This is a genomic window from Microbispora sp. CSR-4, from assembly GCF_008033685.1.
GTDB lineage: Bacteria > Actinomycetota > Actinomycetes > Streptosporangiales > Streptosporangiaceae > Microbispora.
This window is the reverse complement of record NZ_VJVX01000032.1, coordinates 41,116-56,599: the sequence shown is the minus strand read 5'-3', so window position 1 is coordinate 56,599 and position 15,484 is coordinate 41,116. Positions and strand designations below refer to the sequence as shown.

Below are 15,484 nucleotides of genomic sequence, written 5' to 3'. Positions count from 1 at the left end.
CGTGAGGGATTACCCGGCCTCCTCGTCTCCCCAGGCGGCGAGGGTCCGGTACGCGGGCCGCAGCAGGTCGAGCAACGGGATGTGCCTGGCCTTGACCTGCGGCGGGTCCAGCGCGCGCAGCAGCAGGTCGGGAGGCGACCCGGGATCGGCCGGCGGGCCGAGGCGGGCCGCCGAGGCGCCGGACTCGTAGAAGTCGCCGATCCGCTCGGCGAACGGGACGTCGGCCACGCCGAGCAGCCCGGATGTCCCGCCTCCCGGTTCTGTCCCGCCGCCTCCCGGTTCTGTCCCGGCGCCTGCCGGCTCTGTCTCGCCTGGAGCCCGCCCGCCGCCGGTGGCGCGGAGGGCGTCGAGCAGCGCCTCCCTGGCCATGCCCCGCCAGGCCAGCACCAGGAAGGGGTCGTCGTCGAACGCCTCGGCCAGCAGGTAGAGCACGGCCGACAGGTGCTTGCACGGGAAGCCCCAGTCGGGGCAGGAGCAGTCCATGTCCAGGCCGCGCTCGCCGGGGAACAGCGGCAGCCCGCACGCCTCGAAGACCTGCTCGATCTCCGGTGGCATCTCCCCGGCCAGCAGCTTGGCCCGGTGGAGGGCCTGCGCGGCCAGCGCATCGACCAGCCCCGCCCACTCCCGCTCGCCGTACGCGGTGATGCGCACGCTCACGTCGTAAGGGGCCGGTCGCGAACCCTGCACCCGGGCCTTCACCAGGCCGGGGCCGAGGTCGAGGCCGAGCACCTGGCCGCGGCGCGCGTACGCGCGGCCCCGGCTCAGCCTGCCCGGGTCGCAGACGCGCTCCAGGATGTCGACGAACCGGCGCGACCACCACTGCTCGCCGATGGTGCCCCGCTTCGAGCGCGCCTTGATGCCGCCCTCGACCCTGATGGGCCGTGCGGCCTCGAACCAGCCGTCCCGACCGACCGGCATTCAGCTCACCGCCTCGGGGGACAGGCGGAACAGCTCGCGCAGCTCCGCCGTGGACAGGGTGGCGATCCAGTCCTCGCCCGTCCCGACGACACTTTGGGCCAGGGCCTTCTTGCGCTCGATCATCTCGTCGATCCGCTCCTCCAGCGTGCCCACGCAGACGAACTTCCTGACCTGCACGTTGCGGGTCTGGCCGATGCGGAACGCCCGGTCGGTCGCCTGGTCCTCCACGGCGGGGTTCCACCACCGGTCCACGTGCACGACGTGGTTGGCGGCGGTGAGGTTGAGGCCGGTGCCGGCGGCCTTGAGCGACAGCAGGAAGATCATCGGCTCGTTCTCGGTCTGGAACCGCTCCACCAGCGCGTCGCGGGTCTTCTTCGGCAGCCCGCCGTGCAGCCACAGCACCGGGCGGTCGAGACGCGCCGCCAGGTAGGGCTGCAGCATCGAGCCGAACTCGGCGTACTGCGTGAAGACCAGCGCCTTGTCGCCCTCGCTGAGGATCTCCTCGGCCAGCTCCTCCAGCCGGGCCAGCTTCCCCGACCTGCCGGACAGCCGGGAGCCGTCCTTGAGCAGATGGGCGGGATGGTTGCAGACCTGCTTGAGCCTGGTCATCGCGGCCAGGACGTTCCCGCGCCGCTCGATGCCCTCGCTGTCGGCGATCCGGCCCATCATGTCCTCGACCACCGCCTGGTAGAGGCTCGCCTGCTCGGGGGTGAGCGTGCACCAGACCTTCATCTCCATCTTGTCCGGGAGGTCGGAGATGATCGTCTTGTCGGTCTTGAGGCGCCGGAGCACGAACGGGCCGGTCGCCCGCTTGAGCGCGGCGGCCGCCGTCTCGTCGCCCCGCCGTTCGATCGGCTCCTGGTAGCGCTCACGGAAGGCCCGCGCCGATCCGAGCAGGCCGGGGTTGCAGAAGTCCATGATCGACCACAGCTCGGCCAGATGGTTCTCGACCGGGGTGCCGGTCAGCGCCAGCCGCGTACGCGCCGGGAGCGAGCGCACCGCCTGGGCCTGCCGGGCGGCGGCGTTCTTGACGGCCTGGGCCTCGTCGCAGACGACCCGGGCCCAGGTGAACCCGGCCAGGGTGTCGCGGTCGCGTAACGCCGTGCCGTACGTCGTGAGGACGAGGTCGGCCGCGCCGATCCGCTCGGCCAGCTCCTCGCCGCGCAGGCGGCCCGCGCCGTGATGGAGGTAGACGTCGAGCGAGGGCGCGAAGCGGGCGGCCTCCTTCTGCCAGTTGCTGAGCAGCGACATCGGGCACACCAGCAGCGTCGCCCCGGACCGCTCGCTCGACTCGCGCTCTTTCAGTAGGAGTGACAGCGTCTGGGCGGTTTTGCCCAAGCCCATGTCGTCCGCGAGGACGGCGCCGAGGCCGATCTGGGACATGAAGCTGAGCCAGGCCAGGCCGCGTTCCTGATAGGGCCGCAGCGTGCCGTGGAAGGCGGCCGGGGTCGCGACGGGTTCGAGGCGGCGGTCGGCCTCGCCCGACAGCAGGTCGCCGAGGAGGCCGTCGGCGTCCACCTCGACGAGCGGAAGGTCGTCGTCCCCGCCGTGGACGAGCTCCTGGACGACCTCGCCGATCGTCATCTGACCGGAGCCGCGGCGCTCCACCGCCTTGAGCGCGGCCCCGAGCTGCCGGGCGTCCAGCTCGACCCACTGCCCGCGCAGCCGCACCAGCGGCACCTTGAGCCGGGCCAGCTCGGCCAGCTCCGCCTCGCTGATCGTCTCGTCGCCGACGGCCAGCTCGGCCCGGAAGTCCACGAGCTGCGCCAGCCCGAACCCCTGGTCGGAGGCGGCGCCGGGTCCGGAGCGGGACCGCGTGGTGAGCTTCAGGCCGAGCCGGGTGCGGCCCGCCCACGCGGGCAGTTGCACGCCGAAGCCGGCCGACTGCAGGAGAGGCGCGGCGTGCCGGAGGAAGTGGAAGGCCCCCTCCACGTCGAGGCCGACGTGCGTCGGCCGGGGGCCGCGGAGTGCGTCGTCGATCTTCGGGTAGAGACGGGCCGCCCGGCCCAGCCCGGCGAGCAGCGTCTCGTCCGGCCGTCCCGGCAGCCCGGGCATGCTCTCGCCCGCCCAGACGAGGGGAGCGGGCACGTAGAGGCTCGGGTCCTCCGCCGACTGGAGGGCGAACTCGACCCGCCACGCGCCGGCGCCCGTGGCCTCGCCTCCGGCGCCTCGACGCACGTCACCGGCCAGGCCCCCCGCAGGAGGCGGCGCTGCCCTGCCTCCCGGTCCGGAATACGCGGTGTCCGTCCGCGCGGTGGTGTTCGTCTGCGTGGCGGCCCGCTCGGCTGTCTGACCCGGGTTCGCGCTCGTCTCGTGATCCGGCTGATCCTCGGGCGGGAGGGGCTCGACGAGGCGGAAGCACACCCTGACCGGGCCGTCGAGCTGGTGAGCCGCCCTGAACCAGTCCTCCAACGGCCGGGCCAGCGCCTCCGCCTCTTCCTGGCGGGCGCCGGGGAGGGCAGCCGTGTCCCCGGTGAGCGCCACCGTCCACCGGTCGGCCAAGGGGCCGCGCAGCCCGGGACGGTGCCCGCCGAGCAGGCGCTCCGGCAGCGCCTGCCGTACGGCGGCGTCGGCCAGGCACGCCAGCGCCTCGGCCAGCAATCGGGCGGACGGCCGCTCCTGCCCCACCGCCCGGCAGACCGGCGGCATGGCGGCGGCGAGCTCGCGGAAGCGGTCGGCATGCGCGCCGGTCAGCACCGGCCGCCAGCGCGCCGCGTAACCGCCGGCCTCGGTGACGAGCTGGGGCAGCACCCGGCCACGCCGCACCAGGTCACGGGCGTGGACGGCGACGACCGCGAGATAGCGCAGGGACGGCCCGGCGACGGGTGGCGGTTCGAACGCCTCGGTCAGCAGGCCCAGCGCGGGCCCCGGCTCGACCAGCAGCGCGGGCACCCGCCACGGGCTGATCCTCGGGCGGCGCGCGGTGATCCGCAGGCCCGTCTCCGGAGAGGGGAGGGGACTCGTCGCCGAACTCGGCAGCAGCAGCACGGCGTCGCCGGCCACGGCCTTGCCGGCCGCCTCGGCCGCGGCGTCCCCCCAGCGCGGCAGCTCCGCGGCCAGGACGCTCGCCGGGACGGCGAAGGGATGGGGACGCACCTCGGCACGGGAGACCACAGGCTCCGCGCCGGACGTCTGCTCCGCCCAGAGCACGAGTCTCCCGCCGTCCCAGGCGGCGTGGATCACGACCATGCGGCCTCCTCCGCCCGGCTTCGGGCGGCGTGCATCACGAGCACGCCGTCTCCGTCACCCAGGGCGCGGACCGCCCGCCGCCGCAGGCCGTGTCGAATCACCGGCACACCGTCTCCTCCCGCCAAGTCGGAACGCTAGCAGCGGTGACGGGGCTCCCCGGCCGCTCCGCCGCCGCCTGTGGACAACGCTCCGTTGGGGTCGCGGGTTCGGGAGGGCGTCAGGCGCCGCGGCCTCGCTCGGGCATGGTGGTGTAGTCCGTGAAGCCGACCACGTTGCCCCAGGGATCGGCGACCTCGACGGTCCAGCCGGTCGCGACCGGGAAGGGGTCGGCGAGGGCGGCGACACCCGCCTCCCGCAGGGTTCGCGCGACGGCCCGGGCGTCGGCCACCTCCAGCCACAGCCGCGGCCGCCCGTCGCCGGAACCCGCGGAGACATCGCCGCGGCGTACGAGCAGCCCCGCCGGCTCGCCGCCCAGCCGGAACAGCGCGATGCCGCGCTCGTCCATCCGGAAGGCGAGCGGAAGACCGAGCGTGGTGTAGAACCTCACGGCTTCGTCCAGGTCGCCGATGGTGAACAGGACGTTGTCGACGCCGAGCACCGTGATGCCGTTCTCCGGTGAGGTCATGTGGCGTAATCCTCCAGTCCGAACAGGACGACCGCGTCGTCGAGAGCGGCCGCCAACCGGCGCAGGCGTTCGGCGTCCGCGGGGGCGTGGCGCAGCCGCACCGGACCGGACAGCGGGGCCTCCTCCGCGACGCGGCGGCCCTCCGGCGTCAGGCTCACGATGCGGCGGCGGCGGTCGTCGGGATCAGGGGTCAGCTCCACCAGGCCGCGGGCGGCCAGGCGGTCCAGGAGCTGGCCGATGGTGGCGGGGTGCATGACCAGCCGGTCGCGCAGGTCGGCCAGACGCAACCGCGGCCCCCATTCGGCCACCAGCCGGAGGATCGCCAGTTGCGCCCCGGTAACGCCGAACCGCGCCTCCCCCCGCCGGTTGAACGCGGTGATCGCCTGGTCGAGCCGTGTCCAGGACCTGATCGCCGCGACGGCCTCCTCGCTCACCACGCGATTATTATGCGGCACATAATAATTCTGCGACAGCCCCTGCCGGAGGCTCGCCGTCGCCCGGGCGTCACTCGTCGGGCGGGAACCGTACGGCGATGTAGTGGCTCAGCTCGTCCTCGCCGAGCCGGGTTCCGGGGAGGGGTGATCCCGCGTCGGCGCGCAGGCCGTTCAGCATGATCTCGACCACGCGTTCCATGGCCTGCTCGCTGTGCATGCCAGGCGGCGTGTACACGTTCAGGGTCATCAGCAGCGCGACGTCGACGGGACCGATGTCGGCGCGCAGCGCGCCGTCCGCCTGCGCCTGCTCGACCATGCGCAGGACACCGGCGATCACCTGCTGCCGCATCGCGTTCAGGCCGGGGCCGGTGCGCAGTTGCTGGTGCAGATGCGGCTGGAGCTTCGCCGCCAGCACGCCGATCCGCAGGGCGACCGAGCCGCGCAGGAAGCGGCACAACGCGTGCCAGGCGTCCGGCTCCTCGCGCCAGGACGTCTCCACCAGGTCCACCAGGCGGCGGAGGTTCTTCTCGCCCACCGCCCGGAGCAGCGCGTCCCGGTCGGGGAAGCGGCGGTAGAGCGTGCCGACGCCGACGCCGGCGCGGCGGGCGACCTCCTCCAGCGGCACGTCGATGCCCTCTTCCAGGAACAGCTCCTGGGCCGCGGCGATGATCAGGTCCCGGTTGCGGCGCGCGTCGGCGCGCAGCCCCTTCTCCACGGCCACCTCATCAGAAGGATCTGGACGATTTTCCTCCGTTTAGGATACCGTCGCTTATATGGAGGAAAATCCTCCGGTTAGGGGTGTGTCATGAGCACTGTGCTGATCTCGGGGGCCGGGATCGCGGGGCCGACGCTGGCCTACTGCCTGGCCGGGCACGGATTCCGGGTCACGGTCGTGGAACGCGGGGGACGGCTCCGGTCCAGCGGCAACCCGGTGGACGTCCGGGGGCCGGCCGTCCCCGTCGCGGAACGCATGGGCGTCATGCCCCGGCTGCGCCGGGCCGCCACCGGCACGACGGGGGTCGGCTTCGTCGACGCGGCGGGCAGGCGGGTCGGCCGGATGGACATGCGCGCCGTGCAGCGGCCGGACGAGGTCGAGGTGCCGCGCGGCGACCTCGCGTCGATCCTCTACGAGGCGAGCCGCGACCGCGCCGAGTTCCTCTTCGACGACTCGATCACGGCGCTCGACCAGGACGAGCACGGGGTGGACGTCACCTTCGAGCGCGCCGCGCCCCGCCGCTTCGACCTGGTGATCGGGGCCGACGGCCTGCACTCGGTGACACGGCGCCTCGCGTTCGGCCGGGAGACGGGGACGCCGCAGAGCGGGCTCGTGCGGCACATGGGCCTGTACGTCGCGACGACGCCGCTGCCCGAAGGGGCCGCCGGGGGCGGCCGGGACATCCTCATGCACAACACGCCCGGCAAGGCGGTCGCCGTCAATCCCCGGCCCGCGGGCGCGTTCTTCCTCTACCGGAGCCCCGAGGAGCCCGGCTTCGACCACCGCGACACCGAGCAGCACAAGCGGATGCTGATCGACGCCTTCGCCGGTGTGGCCTGGCGGGCGCCGGAACTGCTCGATCACGTGCGCGCCGCCGACGACCTCTACTTCGACTCGGTCAGCCAGGTGCGCCTGCCCCGCTGGTGGAATGGCCGCGTCGCGCTCCTCGGCGACGCCGCGTCCTGCGTGTCACTGTTCGGGGACGGCTCCACCCTGGCCATGGCGGGGGCGTTCACCCTCGCCGAGGCGCTGGCCGCCCACTCCGGCGATCCCGCGGCGGCCTTCCGCGCGTACGAGGCGGCGCACCGGCGCCTGGTGGACCCCAGGCAGCGCAACGTCGCGCAGGCGTCGGCACTCCTGGTCCCCGCGACGCGAGGCGGCATCGTCGCCAGGAACCTGGCCACCCGCCTGTGGCCCGCCGTGGCCGCCGCCACGCGGCTCAGGCACGCCCTCGCATGATGAGGGGGCGTGGCGAGCGGCTGATCCTCACTCCGTACAGGTGACAGATGACGCTAGGCGGGGAAGGCGAAGAGGCGGTACTGCGCGACTTCGACGAAACCGAAGCGCCGATACAGCGGCTCACCGGCCGGGCTCGCGGCGAGTGCTGCCAGCCGCGTGCCGCGGTCCTGTCCCGCGCGGAGCGCCGCCGCGGTCAGTGCCGCGCCGATGCCGCGCCGGCGATGCGTGTCCGCGACGTGGACGAGGAAGATCCCGGCCACGTCGTGGGCTGCGATCACTGTGGCCGTCCCGACCACACGGTCCTCGAGAACCGCCGCCAGGCGGACGATGTCCGCGTTGTCCCGGCGTCGCGACTCGATCCGTACGATGCCGGGTTCGAGGTCCGGCGCGATGCCCATGGAAGCGCTGTAGGTGCGTACCAGTTCCGGCAGCCGGTCGTAACCGGTCACCGCCTCGATCCGCAGGCCGGCTGGTTGATCCATCGGATCCACAGCCTGGTCGAGCGATCTGGCCATCACGGGGAGCGTTGTGAGTTCCTGTGCTCCGAGCGTGGTCAGGGCGGACGACGTGCCCGCGGGGCTGTCCGGGCCGATCCACCACCACCAGGGCACTCCCGCGAGCCGGTCCCGTGCGGTGGCAGCGATCTGCTCGACCGCATCCAGGGAGCGGATCCGGACCACTCCGTTGAACTGCGGCTGAGCCAGCCCGCTGCGGAAGTAGTCGAGGTCGCCCTCACCACGGTCCGCCACGCCCCAACCGGTGAGGTACTGGCGGAAGTTGGCGGTCACGCGGGCCATGCTCCCGGGGTGCCACAGGGCTCGCGGGGCACGGCCGCCCGGGGACGCGGCCGCCGCGAGCTGTTCATCGGCTCCGCCTGACACGTTCGTCATGGGTGTCACCTCTGTCTGGAAGCCTCGGGCCTGGGCGGCCGAGGGTGTCTCGTGTCCTGTCCCGGCCGGCTCTCACCGGCAGCCGGCTGCGGTGTCAAGGCACCACGATCCGGTAGTCGGAGACGGGGCGGTATCCGATGCGCTGGTAGACGCTGTTGCTCGTCGCGTCGGCGAGGTCGGTGAAGAGGAGCACGTGTTCCGCGCCGGCGTCGAGAGCCGCCTGGGAAACGGCCGCGGTGACGGCCGAGCCGTGGCCCCGGCCGCGGTGTCCGGGCAGCGTGTAGACGGGAGTGATGCGGGCCGTGCCGGCCACCACCGACGTCATGGCGGCCATGGCCACAGGTTCGTCCCCGACCGTCCACAGCCGCCAGCCGCCCTGGCTCAGCCGCTCGTCGACGAACACGTCGAGATCGGCTCCGAGCGAGCCGGCTTCCGTGACGAAACGGGTGCACCAGTCATGAAGAAGAGCCCGGTCATCGCCGGTCGCCGCCCGCGGCGCCCCCGGCGGTGCGACGTCAGGGCGCACAAGCCGGTCGAGACGGTGGAGGCGCAGGTGCGGTCGGAACGACCCCGCCTCGGAGCGAAGCACTTCGGGGTCGTCCGTGATGAACCAGCTCAAGGGATCGGTCTCCTGCTCGCCGGAGGGCGGGATAGCCATGCACCACGCCGCAGGGGTGGGTCGGGCCTCGTGATAGATGCCGTCAGTAATCTATACGGCCCGACCGAATCATCCCACCGTGGGACAAATCCCTCCTGGCCTGCCGGATGCTACTCGAAGGCGCCGGTCACTCCTCCACGGGCCGCACCGTGGACCTCGCCGCCGACTTCGGGATCGCGCGGGTGCTGAACGCCACCGGCACCGTGTCGAGCGCGGTCGTGGGCACCCCCGCCTACATGGCGCCCGAGCAGATCGCCGGGCAGACGGTCGGTCCCGCCGCCCAGCCGCCCGGGAGATCCTGCTGCGCCTCCTCGGCGCCGGGCACCCCGCCGACACCCTGCTCGCGGAAGGCGCCCACGCCGCCGGCGCTCCCGGTCCCGAGGCCGCTCCGCCGCCGTACGACGGGCGGCCGTCCGACGCCCCGCCGCCGCACATGCTGGCCGGGCCCGTCGTCGCGGGCGCGGTCATCAACGCGCTGTCCTGGCGGTGGATCTTCTTCCTCGCCGTCCCCTTGTTGCTGCTGACGAGCATCCTGTCGGCCGTGCTCCTGCCCTTCGCCGCGGCGTTCGCGGTGCCGCTGTATTTCCAGACGGTCGACGGCATGCCGCCCGGGCAGGCCGGGTGGCTGTCGCCGCACAGGGGGCGGGCATGCTCGTCGCGGTGCTCCTGGCCGGAAGGCTCGACGACGGCTCCCATCTGAGGGGGTGCTGTGAAACAAATGTTGCATATGGGCAATACTTATGCCTCGGGGGGGCAGGGGGGTCTTTCTTAGCGGAGGTCCCTCCGCGACATGAGAGGTGTGCAATGACCGCGACCGCTACCGAGCGCAGTACGACTGACGGGCTTCGTCAGCCCTGGCCGGATGACCGCTACGAGGTCAGGTGCGACAGGGAGAGCCCGTTCACCGGTAGCCGTGACCGTTACCACTACGCCAAGAACGCCGTCGAGTCGGCGAAGGCGCTGGAGCGAGCGGGACTCGCCCGCCGTGTCATGGTCGTCAGGCTGGAGGACGAGACCGTCATCTACGACCGTGTCGGCGACGTGAACCTGCCTCCGGAGTCGTGGTGATCCGGCATGTCGTGATGTGACATGTCCGGCCGCGTCAGGTCCATATAACGCGAGACGACGATCCCCCGGGAATGTGTCCCGGGGGATCGTCGGCGTCCGGATCAACGTGCGTGAGACCCGCCTGCTTGAGAGGGGGCCGTGCAGCGCCCGCAGATCAGGCGGGCGTGCAGGTCACCTCGGGGGCCCTTCCGCCGCCCAGGCGGGCGGCGAAGCCGAAGACGGTCGAGCCGCCGATCGGCAGCTCGCCGTTGTAGGTCTCGTTGCCGAAGGCGTACGACCCGACGGTGCCGATCACCGGGAGGGGCACTGCCCCCCACACCTGGGTGATCACGCTGCCGTCGGTGTAGCGCCACGACACACGCCAGCCCTTGATCGCCCACGAGCCGCTGTTGGTCACCGTGACCTGCCCGAGCGAGACGGCGTCCCGCGTTCCGGGCCACTGGCTGGTGACCGTGTAGACCGCCTTGCAGCCGATCGAGTCCGCGGATGCGGGGGCGGCCGTGATCCCCGCGGTCGCCAGGATGAGGCCTGTCGCGGCGATCGTCCTTCTGATCATCGATCTCTCCCTTGCTCGGCGCTTACGTGGATGCCCGCCTCCCCCAGAGAGGGGTCCGTCTGGGGAAGGCGGGCGACTGGGGCGAGCCCGGGAACGCGGGCTACGCGGGGGTGCAGGTGACGGTCGACGGGGCGGTGCCCGAGCCGTTGCCGGTGAAGCCGAAGTTCGTCGTGGCGCCGGAGCCCAGGTTGCCGTTCCACGACAGGTTCGTCACCGTGACGTTCGATCCGCTCTGGCTGACCGTGCCGCTCCAGAGCTGGGAGATGGTCTGGCCGCTCGGGAACGACCAGGTCACCGTCCAGCCGGAGATGGCCGAGGCGCCGGAGTTGCGTACGGTGATGTCCGCCTGGAAGCCGCCCTGCCACGAGTTGACCAGCGTGTACGTCGCGGTGCACGCCTTGCCGGTCGCCGGCGACGGGCTGGGCGACGGCGACGGGCTGGGCGACGGAGACGGGCTGGGCGACGGCGAGACGGACGGGCTGGGCGACGGCGACGGGGACGGGGACGGGGACGGCGAGGCGGAGGGCGACGGGCTGGGCGACGGGGACGGGGACGGCGACGGCGAGACCGAGGGGCTGGGCGACGGGGACGGCTCGGCCCCGGGCGCATTGCCCCAGATCTTGGTCGATCCCGAGTACAGCGTCATGTTCTGCACCGTCACCGGCGTGGACGGGGTGGTGGACACCCCCGTGTACGACCAGTCGTTCGACGGGTCCCACGAACCGGAGCTGGCGATGCGGAACTGCACCTCACGCCGCGACTCCGACTGTCCCTGCGGAGCGATGACCTGGCCGGAGCAGTCGATCGTGACGTAGTAGACCCTGCCGGAGAACTGCGTCGGGCCGGTCGGCGGCTTGCACTGGTTGTAGTTGGCCGTCAGCGTGATCTGGCTCGGCGTGGTGTCGCCGTCCAGGGTGAAGTAGTAGCGGAACGAGCCGTCGGTCAGGGCGCGGGCGGGCCAGGCCGAGTGGTTGTAGACCAGGGTCTTGATCTCGGTGAAGTTCTGGCCGCTGGCGTTGACCGCCGCCTGGAGGTAGATCTCCGGGCCGTCGGGGGTCTCCGCGACGGGGAAGTTCGACAGCGGGGTGCCGCCGTACTCCTTGTAGAGCCGCACCAGCGCGCTGGTGAAGCCGGCGTTGTAGTCGGTGGCGACCTCGTTCATCGTGTAGTCGGCGCGGCTGTCGGTGTAGGCGTCGTCGGCCGACTTGGGGCCGCCGACGAGCGCGCCGTACAGGATGTGGCGGCTCTGCGCCGGCTCACCGTTCAGGTTGTTGGTCCAGGTGCCGTGCGCGGTGCGGTGGTGCGGGTTGCGCGGCGGGTTGTTCCCGAAGCCGATCTCGTACGACGACTTGCGCGGGTTGTCGCCGAGCGCGTAGTTGATCTGCCGTACGGCGAAGTCGTGGTAGCGGGCCTTGCGCGTGGAGTCGGTGAGCCAGTCGCTGTAGTAGAGCGCGACGAACGCGGTGTTGGCGGCGTAGCGGAGCGATCCCCAGGAGTCGAGCACGGCCTGGCCGCCGGGGGAGTAGTTCACCCGCTGCCCGTTCACGCCGACCGTCCACCAGTCGAGCCACCGGTTCGCGTCGTCGGCGTACTGCTGCTTGCCGGTCAGCTTCGCCAGCAGCACGTAGCAGCCGTACGACTTGTCGTCCCAGGCGATCGTCCACTTGTACGACTTGGTGGTCGACTGCGGCTCGGTGCCGAGGTTGGCGTAGTACGACTCGGCCTTGGCGAGGTAGGAGGAGTCCTGGGTGGCGCGGTAGAGCCAGATGGCCCCCCACACCAGCTCGTCGTTGTAGCCGCTCCAGGACTTGTAGAAGTTCTGCGCGTCGGTGATGCAGTCGCTGTACTTGCCCCGCACGGTGTCGGCGAACGTGTAGAGCTGCTTGGCGTGGGTGAGCAGCTTGTCGGCGTACGACGGGTCGGTGGGCCGGAAGACGATCGAGGAGGCCGCCATCGCGGCCGCCGTCTCACCGGCCAGGTCGGATCCGCCGCACGAGGCGTCGATCTTGTACGAGGGCCTGCTCATCGGCAGCACCTCGGCCGCCCCCCACCAGGCGTGGTCGGCGTTGCCGTTGCCGACCTGGCCGTACAGGACGTTGGAGGAGGGGTGCGCCTTGACGAAGTAGTCGTTGACGAAGCGCAGGCTGTTCATCAGGTAGGTGAGCTGCCCGGACGAGGCGTAGGCGTCGCGGTAGTCCACCGCGCCCCATGCCAGCATCGTCGCGCTGAACGCCATCGGCAGGCCGAACTTGACGTGGTCGCCCGCGTCGTACCAGCCGCCGGTCAGGTCGAGACCGACGTCCTTGCCGTCGTTGAGCGCCGAGTCGCCGCGCCAGGTGACGCGGTTGGTGGACGGCAGTGTGCCGGACTGCTGGGCCTCATAGAAGAAGAGCGACTTCTGCAGCGCCTCGCCGTAGTTGAACGCCGGGGCGGCGGAAGCCGACTGGGGAACGGCGGCCGGGACGACCGCGGTGGAGATGATCAGCGCCGCAAGTGCAGGGAACGTACGCCGCATGGGGATGAGCCTCACAGAGGTGGGGGGTCGGGGGCGCGGCGGCGGGTCAGGCGCCGCCGCGCCCCGGCTTACTCGGTCGTGTCCCGGAGGGACACTTCCTTGGGGTGCGGTGAAGGGTCAGGCGACACCGCACCCCGGCTTACGGGGCGTGCTCAGCCGTTGGGGAAGAGCAGGCCGTACTGTCCGTACGCGGTGGCCACGTCGGTCTGCGCCCAGAAGCGGTGGTAGTGGAAGACCGGAGGGGTGCCGCCGTTCAGGTACGACTGGACCTTCGGCCAGTCCGGGTCGTTCTTGTACCAGGACCGGATGGAGATGAAGGTCGAGTTGCTGTTGATCGGGTCGCCGTTCGGCATCGTGCCGCTCCAGCCGGACGGGACGTAGATCGGGTCGTCCAGGCGGTTGTAGTCGGTCTTGGTCTCCGCGACCGACACGCCCTTGTCGTCCTGGTTGTTCTGCCAGATGCCGTCGAGCAGGGCCTTGGCCGTGCTCTTGGCCTGGGCGTTGCCCGACCTGGCCGCGTAGAACATCAGGGTCTTGGCGTACGAACCGGCTACGCCGATGTCGTCGGTGTAGTCCTGGATGGTCACGTGCAGCCCGGTGTTGGCCGGCGGCATCCCCGAGCCGCTGAAGCTGGCGTCCGGCTGGCCGCTCCAGTGCAGCGTCGACGGGATCTGGAAGGTGCCGTCGGAGTTGATCGTGGTGCCCGACAGCGCCCAGGCGACCCACTTGTCGAGGATGCTCTTGGCGTCGCTGTTGCCCGTGGCGTAGTAGAGCTCGGCCACGCGCTCCATCGACCACGCCTGGAAGCCGAACCACTGGTTGGACGGCGGGTCGTGGTAGACGGGCTGCCAGTCATAGGCCATGCCGAAGAACTTCGGCAGGCTCGACGGCGGGGAGGCGTAGTGGCCCTCCCAGCTGTTGGTCGCGCCACCGGCGATGGCGCCCTCGGCCGACTGCAGCCACTTGTAGAACTGCAGCTGGCGGGTGAGGCTGGTCGACCAGTCGCTGACGGCGGTCGAGCCCTTGGGCTTCAGCGCGTTGACGTTCGACAGCGCCCAGGCCGCCATCGGGTTCTGGTAGCCGCCGTGGTTGTGGCTGGAGCCGATGCGCCAGGCCCATCCGGCCGACGTGTCGTACGCGCCGCCCCAGGCGTAGTACCAGGACAGCAGGTAGTTCGACGAGTTCTTGCCGGTGCCCGCCGGGCAGGAGGTGCTGGTGCAGTTCGGCTGCTTGAAGTACTTGTCGTACATCGCGTAGCGCAGGTAGTCGCCCATCTTGGCGGCGTTGGCCACCGCGGTGGAGATCTGCCCCTGCTTGCCCTGCTCGGTCGCCCAGGTCAGCGCCCAGTAGGCGGCCTGGACGGCGCGGGCGTCGGCGTCCGGCGCGTTGGTGTACTTCCACTGCTTCGCGTACGACGCGTCACCGGTGAACAGGTCGAGGTACCCGTTCGGACCGCCGAATGCGAAGGTGTCGCACGACGGCTGCGGGATGGTCTCGAAGACCGACTCCTCGGGCCCGCGCTGGTAGGTGTTGATGTACGCCGGCTTGGTGGTGCCGTCGCCACAGCGGCCGTAGCCGTAGGTGTTGTCGACGTCCAGCAGCCAGTGCATGCCGTAGATGTCGGACGTGCCGTACGCGCTCTTCAGCTCGTTCGCGATCGGGTCGCTGCCGACGCTGACGCTGCTGTCGAGCCGGGACGGGTACTGGCTGATGTCGTTCCACTCACCCGCGTACGTCGCCGGCTTGCTGGGGTCGTACTTGTCGTTGGTGGGCTGGTCGGCGTGCGACGGGATGATGTACTTCTCCATCGTCGTCCACGCGGTGTTGAACTTCGTCCAGTCACCGGTGATCTTGCCGTACATCGCCTCCAGCCACAGGTAGTAGCTGAACGCCTCGGACGTCGTCTCGTGGCCCTGGTCGGGAGCCTCCACGAGCAGCGTCTCGACCGAGTGGTAAGGCACGCCCTCGGGCGAGAAGTACCCGTTGGCCGGGTCGTGGATCTTGTTGTACATCGTCATGAAGTTGTCGATGTACTCGTTGCCCGTGCCCGGAGTGGGGCTCGCCGATGGGGACGGGGACGCGGACGGCGACACCGAGGGCGAGGCGGAGGGGGACGCCGAGGGCGAGGCGGAGGGGGACGCCGACGGCGAGGCCGACGGGCTCGGCGAGGGCGAGGGCGAGGGAGACGGGCTGGGTGAGGGGCTCGGTGAGGGGCTGGCGGTCGCGCCGCAGGTCACACCGTTGATGGAGAACGAGGTGGGCTTGTTGTTGCTGCCGTTCCACGTTCCCTGGAAACCGATGTTGGTCGTCGTGCCGGTGCCGAGGCTCGCGTTCCACGGCATGTTCGTGGCCGTGACGGTGGCGCCGCTCTGGCTCCAGTTCGCCGACCAGCCGTTCGACAGCTGCTGCCCGTTGGGGAAGTTGAACCGCAGCGTCCAGTTGTTGATCGGATCGCCCAGGTTCTTGATGTCGAGGCTGACGGTGAAACCGCCCGATCCGGAACCCCAGGAGTTGAGCGCGTACTGCACGTCACAGGACACGGCGGCGGACGCAGGAGTCTGCGCCAGCCCGACGAGGAGGCCGCCGGACACGGCGGCGGCCGCCACAAGGGCGATCCGTCTCCGCGATCGTGGGAGCGCTCCCGTACTCAGAGCTCTCGTTCGCATTTGAGGAGGGT

At 71.3% G+C, this 15,484-nt stretch carries 14 protein-coding genes; 3 read left to right on the top strand and 11 right to left on the bottom strand.

Annotated elements, in window-relative coordinates; genetic code table 11:
- Window positions 1–9: 9 nt before the first annotated feature.
- The 5 genes from FLV34_RS23015 to FLV34_RS22995 all read right to left on the bottom strand — a co-directional run bounded on the left by FLV34_RS23015 (window position 10) and on the right by FLV34_RS22995 (window position 5,881).
- Window positions 10–918 (bottom strand): SWIM zinc finger family protein, encoded by a 909-nt coding sequence (locus FLV34_RS23015; RefSeq protein ID WP_147944023.1) that lies wholly within the window; start codon window positions 916–918, stop codon window positions 10–12.
- The gene (locus tag FLV34_RS23010; protein ID WP_147944022.1) at window positions 919–4,107 is read right to left on the bottom strand and encodes a DEAD/DEAH box helicase; all 3,189 of its coding nucleotides are present in this window, start codon (window positions 4,105–4,107) and stop codon (window positions 919–921) included. It lies immediately after the preceding gene.
- A 217-nt stretch (window positions 4,108–4,324) separates the two neighbouring features.
- The gene (locus FLV34_RS23005; RefSeq protein ID WP_147944021.1) at window positions 4,325–4,732 is read right to left on the bottom strand and encodes a VOC family protein; all 408 of its coding nucleotides are present in this window, start codon (window positions 4,730–4,732) and stop codon (window positions 4,325–4,327) included.
- Window positions 4,729–5,169, bottom strand: coding sequence for a MarR family transcriptional regulator (locus FLV34_RS23000; protein ID WP_315985209.1), 441 nt, complete (start codon window positions 5,167–5,169; stop codon window positions 4,729–4,731). The genes FLV34_RS23005 and FLV34_RS23000 overlap by 4 nt, the downstream gene beginning before the upstream one ends.
- A gap of 67 nt (window positions 5,170–5,236) precedes the next feature.
- Entirely contained in the window at window positions 5,237–5,881 is a 645-nt protein-coding gene (locus tag FLV34_RS22995; protein ID WP_222709591.1) for a TetR/AcrR family transcriptional regulator, read from the bottom strand.
- Window positions 5,882–5,971: 90 nt separating this feature from the next.
- Here FLV34_RS22995 and FLV34_RS22990 point away from each other — a divergent pair, with 90 nt between their 5' ends.
- Window positions 5,972–7,120 carry an FAD-dependent monooxygenase gene (locus FLV34_RS22990; RefSeq protein ID WP_142645323.1) on the top strand — a complete coding sequence of 383 codons (1,149 nt, stop codon included), beginning with the start codon at window positions 5,972–5,974 and terminating at the stop codon, window positions 7,118–7,120.
- Between the two features lie 53 nt (window positions 7,121–7,173).
- Here the strand turns inward: FLV34_RS22990 and FLV34_RS22985 are convergent, their stop codons facing one another.
- The 3 genes from FLV34_RS22985 to FLV34_RS42620 all read right to left on the bottom strand — a co-directional run bounded on the left by FLV34_RS22985 (window position 7,174) and on the right by FLV34_RS42620 (window position 9,026).
- Window positions 7,174–7,908, bottom strand: coding sequence for a GNAT family N-acetyltransferase (locus tag FLV34_RS22985; protein ID WP_147944018.1), 735 nt, complete (start codon window positions 7,906–7,908; stop codon window positions 7,174–7,176).
- A gap of 196 nt (window positions 7,909–8,104) precedes the next feature.
- Entirely contained in the window at window positions 8,105–8,668 is a 564-nt protein-coding gene (locus FLV34_RS22980) for a GNAT family N-acetyltransferase (RefSeq protein WP_147944017.1), read from the bottom strand.
- Window positions 8,669–8,900: 232 nt separating this feature from the next.
- Window positions 8,901–9,026, bottom strand: a complete 126-nt coding sequence (locus FLV34_RS42620) for a hypothetical protein (protein WP_260617109.1) — start codon at window positions 9,024–9,026, stop codon at window positions 8,901–8,903.
- 75 nt (window positions 9,027–9,101) lie between these two features.
- Between FLV34_RS42620 and FLV34_RS22975 the strand changes: the two genes are divergently transcribed.
- Window positions 9,102–9,368, top strand: coding sequence for an MFS transporter (locus FLV34_RS22975; protein WP_147944016.1), 267 nt, complete (start codon window positions 9,102–9,104; stop codon window positions 9,366–9,368).
- Window positions 9,369–9,472: 104 nt separating this feature from the next.
- Complete coding sequence (locus tag FLV34_RS22970; RefSeq protein WP_142616906.1) at window positions 9,473–9,736, top strand: hypothetical protein; 264 nt, start codon at window positions 9,473–9,475, stop codon at window positions 9,734–9,736.
- Window positions 9,737–9,890: 154 nt separating this feature from the next.
- Here FLV34_RS22970 and FLV34_RS22965 read toward each other — a convergent pair whose 3' ends face one another.
- The 3 genes from FLV34_RS22965 to FLV34_RS22955 all read right to left on the bottom strand — a co-directional run bounded on the left by FLV34_RS22965 (window position 9,891) and on the right by FLV34_RS22955 (window position 15,413).
- Entirely contained in the window at window positions 9,891–10,292 is a 402-nt protein-coding gene (locus tag FLV34_RS22965; RefSeq protein WP_142645319.1) for a cellulose binding domain-containing protein, read from the bottom strand.
- Between the two features lie 100 nt (window positions 10,293–10,392).
- Window positions 10,393–12,807 (bottom strand): glycoside hydrolase family 9 protein, encoded by a 2,415-nt coding sequence (locus FLV34_RS22960; protein WP_147944015.1) that lies wholly within the window; start codon window positions 12,805–12,807, stop codon window positions 10,393–10,395.
- A 152-nt stretch (window positions 12,808–12,959) separates the two neighbouring features.
- On the bottom strand, window positions 12,960–15,413 hold the full coding sequence (locus FLV34_RS22955) for a glycoside hydrolase family 48 protein (RefSeq protein WP_260617054.1): 2,454 nt from the start codon (window positions 15,411–15,413) through the stop codon (window positions 12,960–12,962).
- Between the last annotated feature and the right edge of the window lie 71 nt (window positions 15,414–15,484).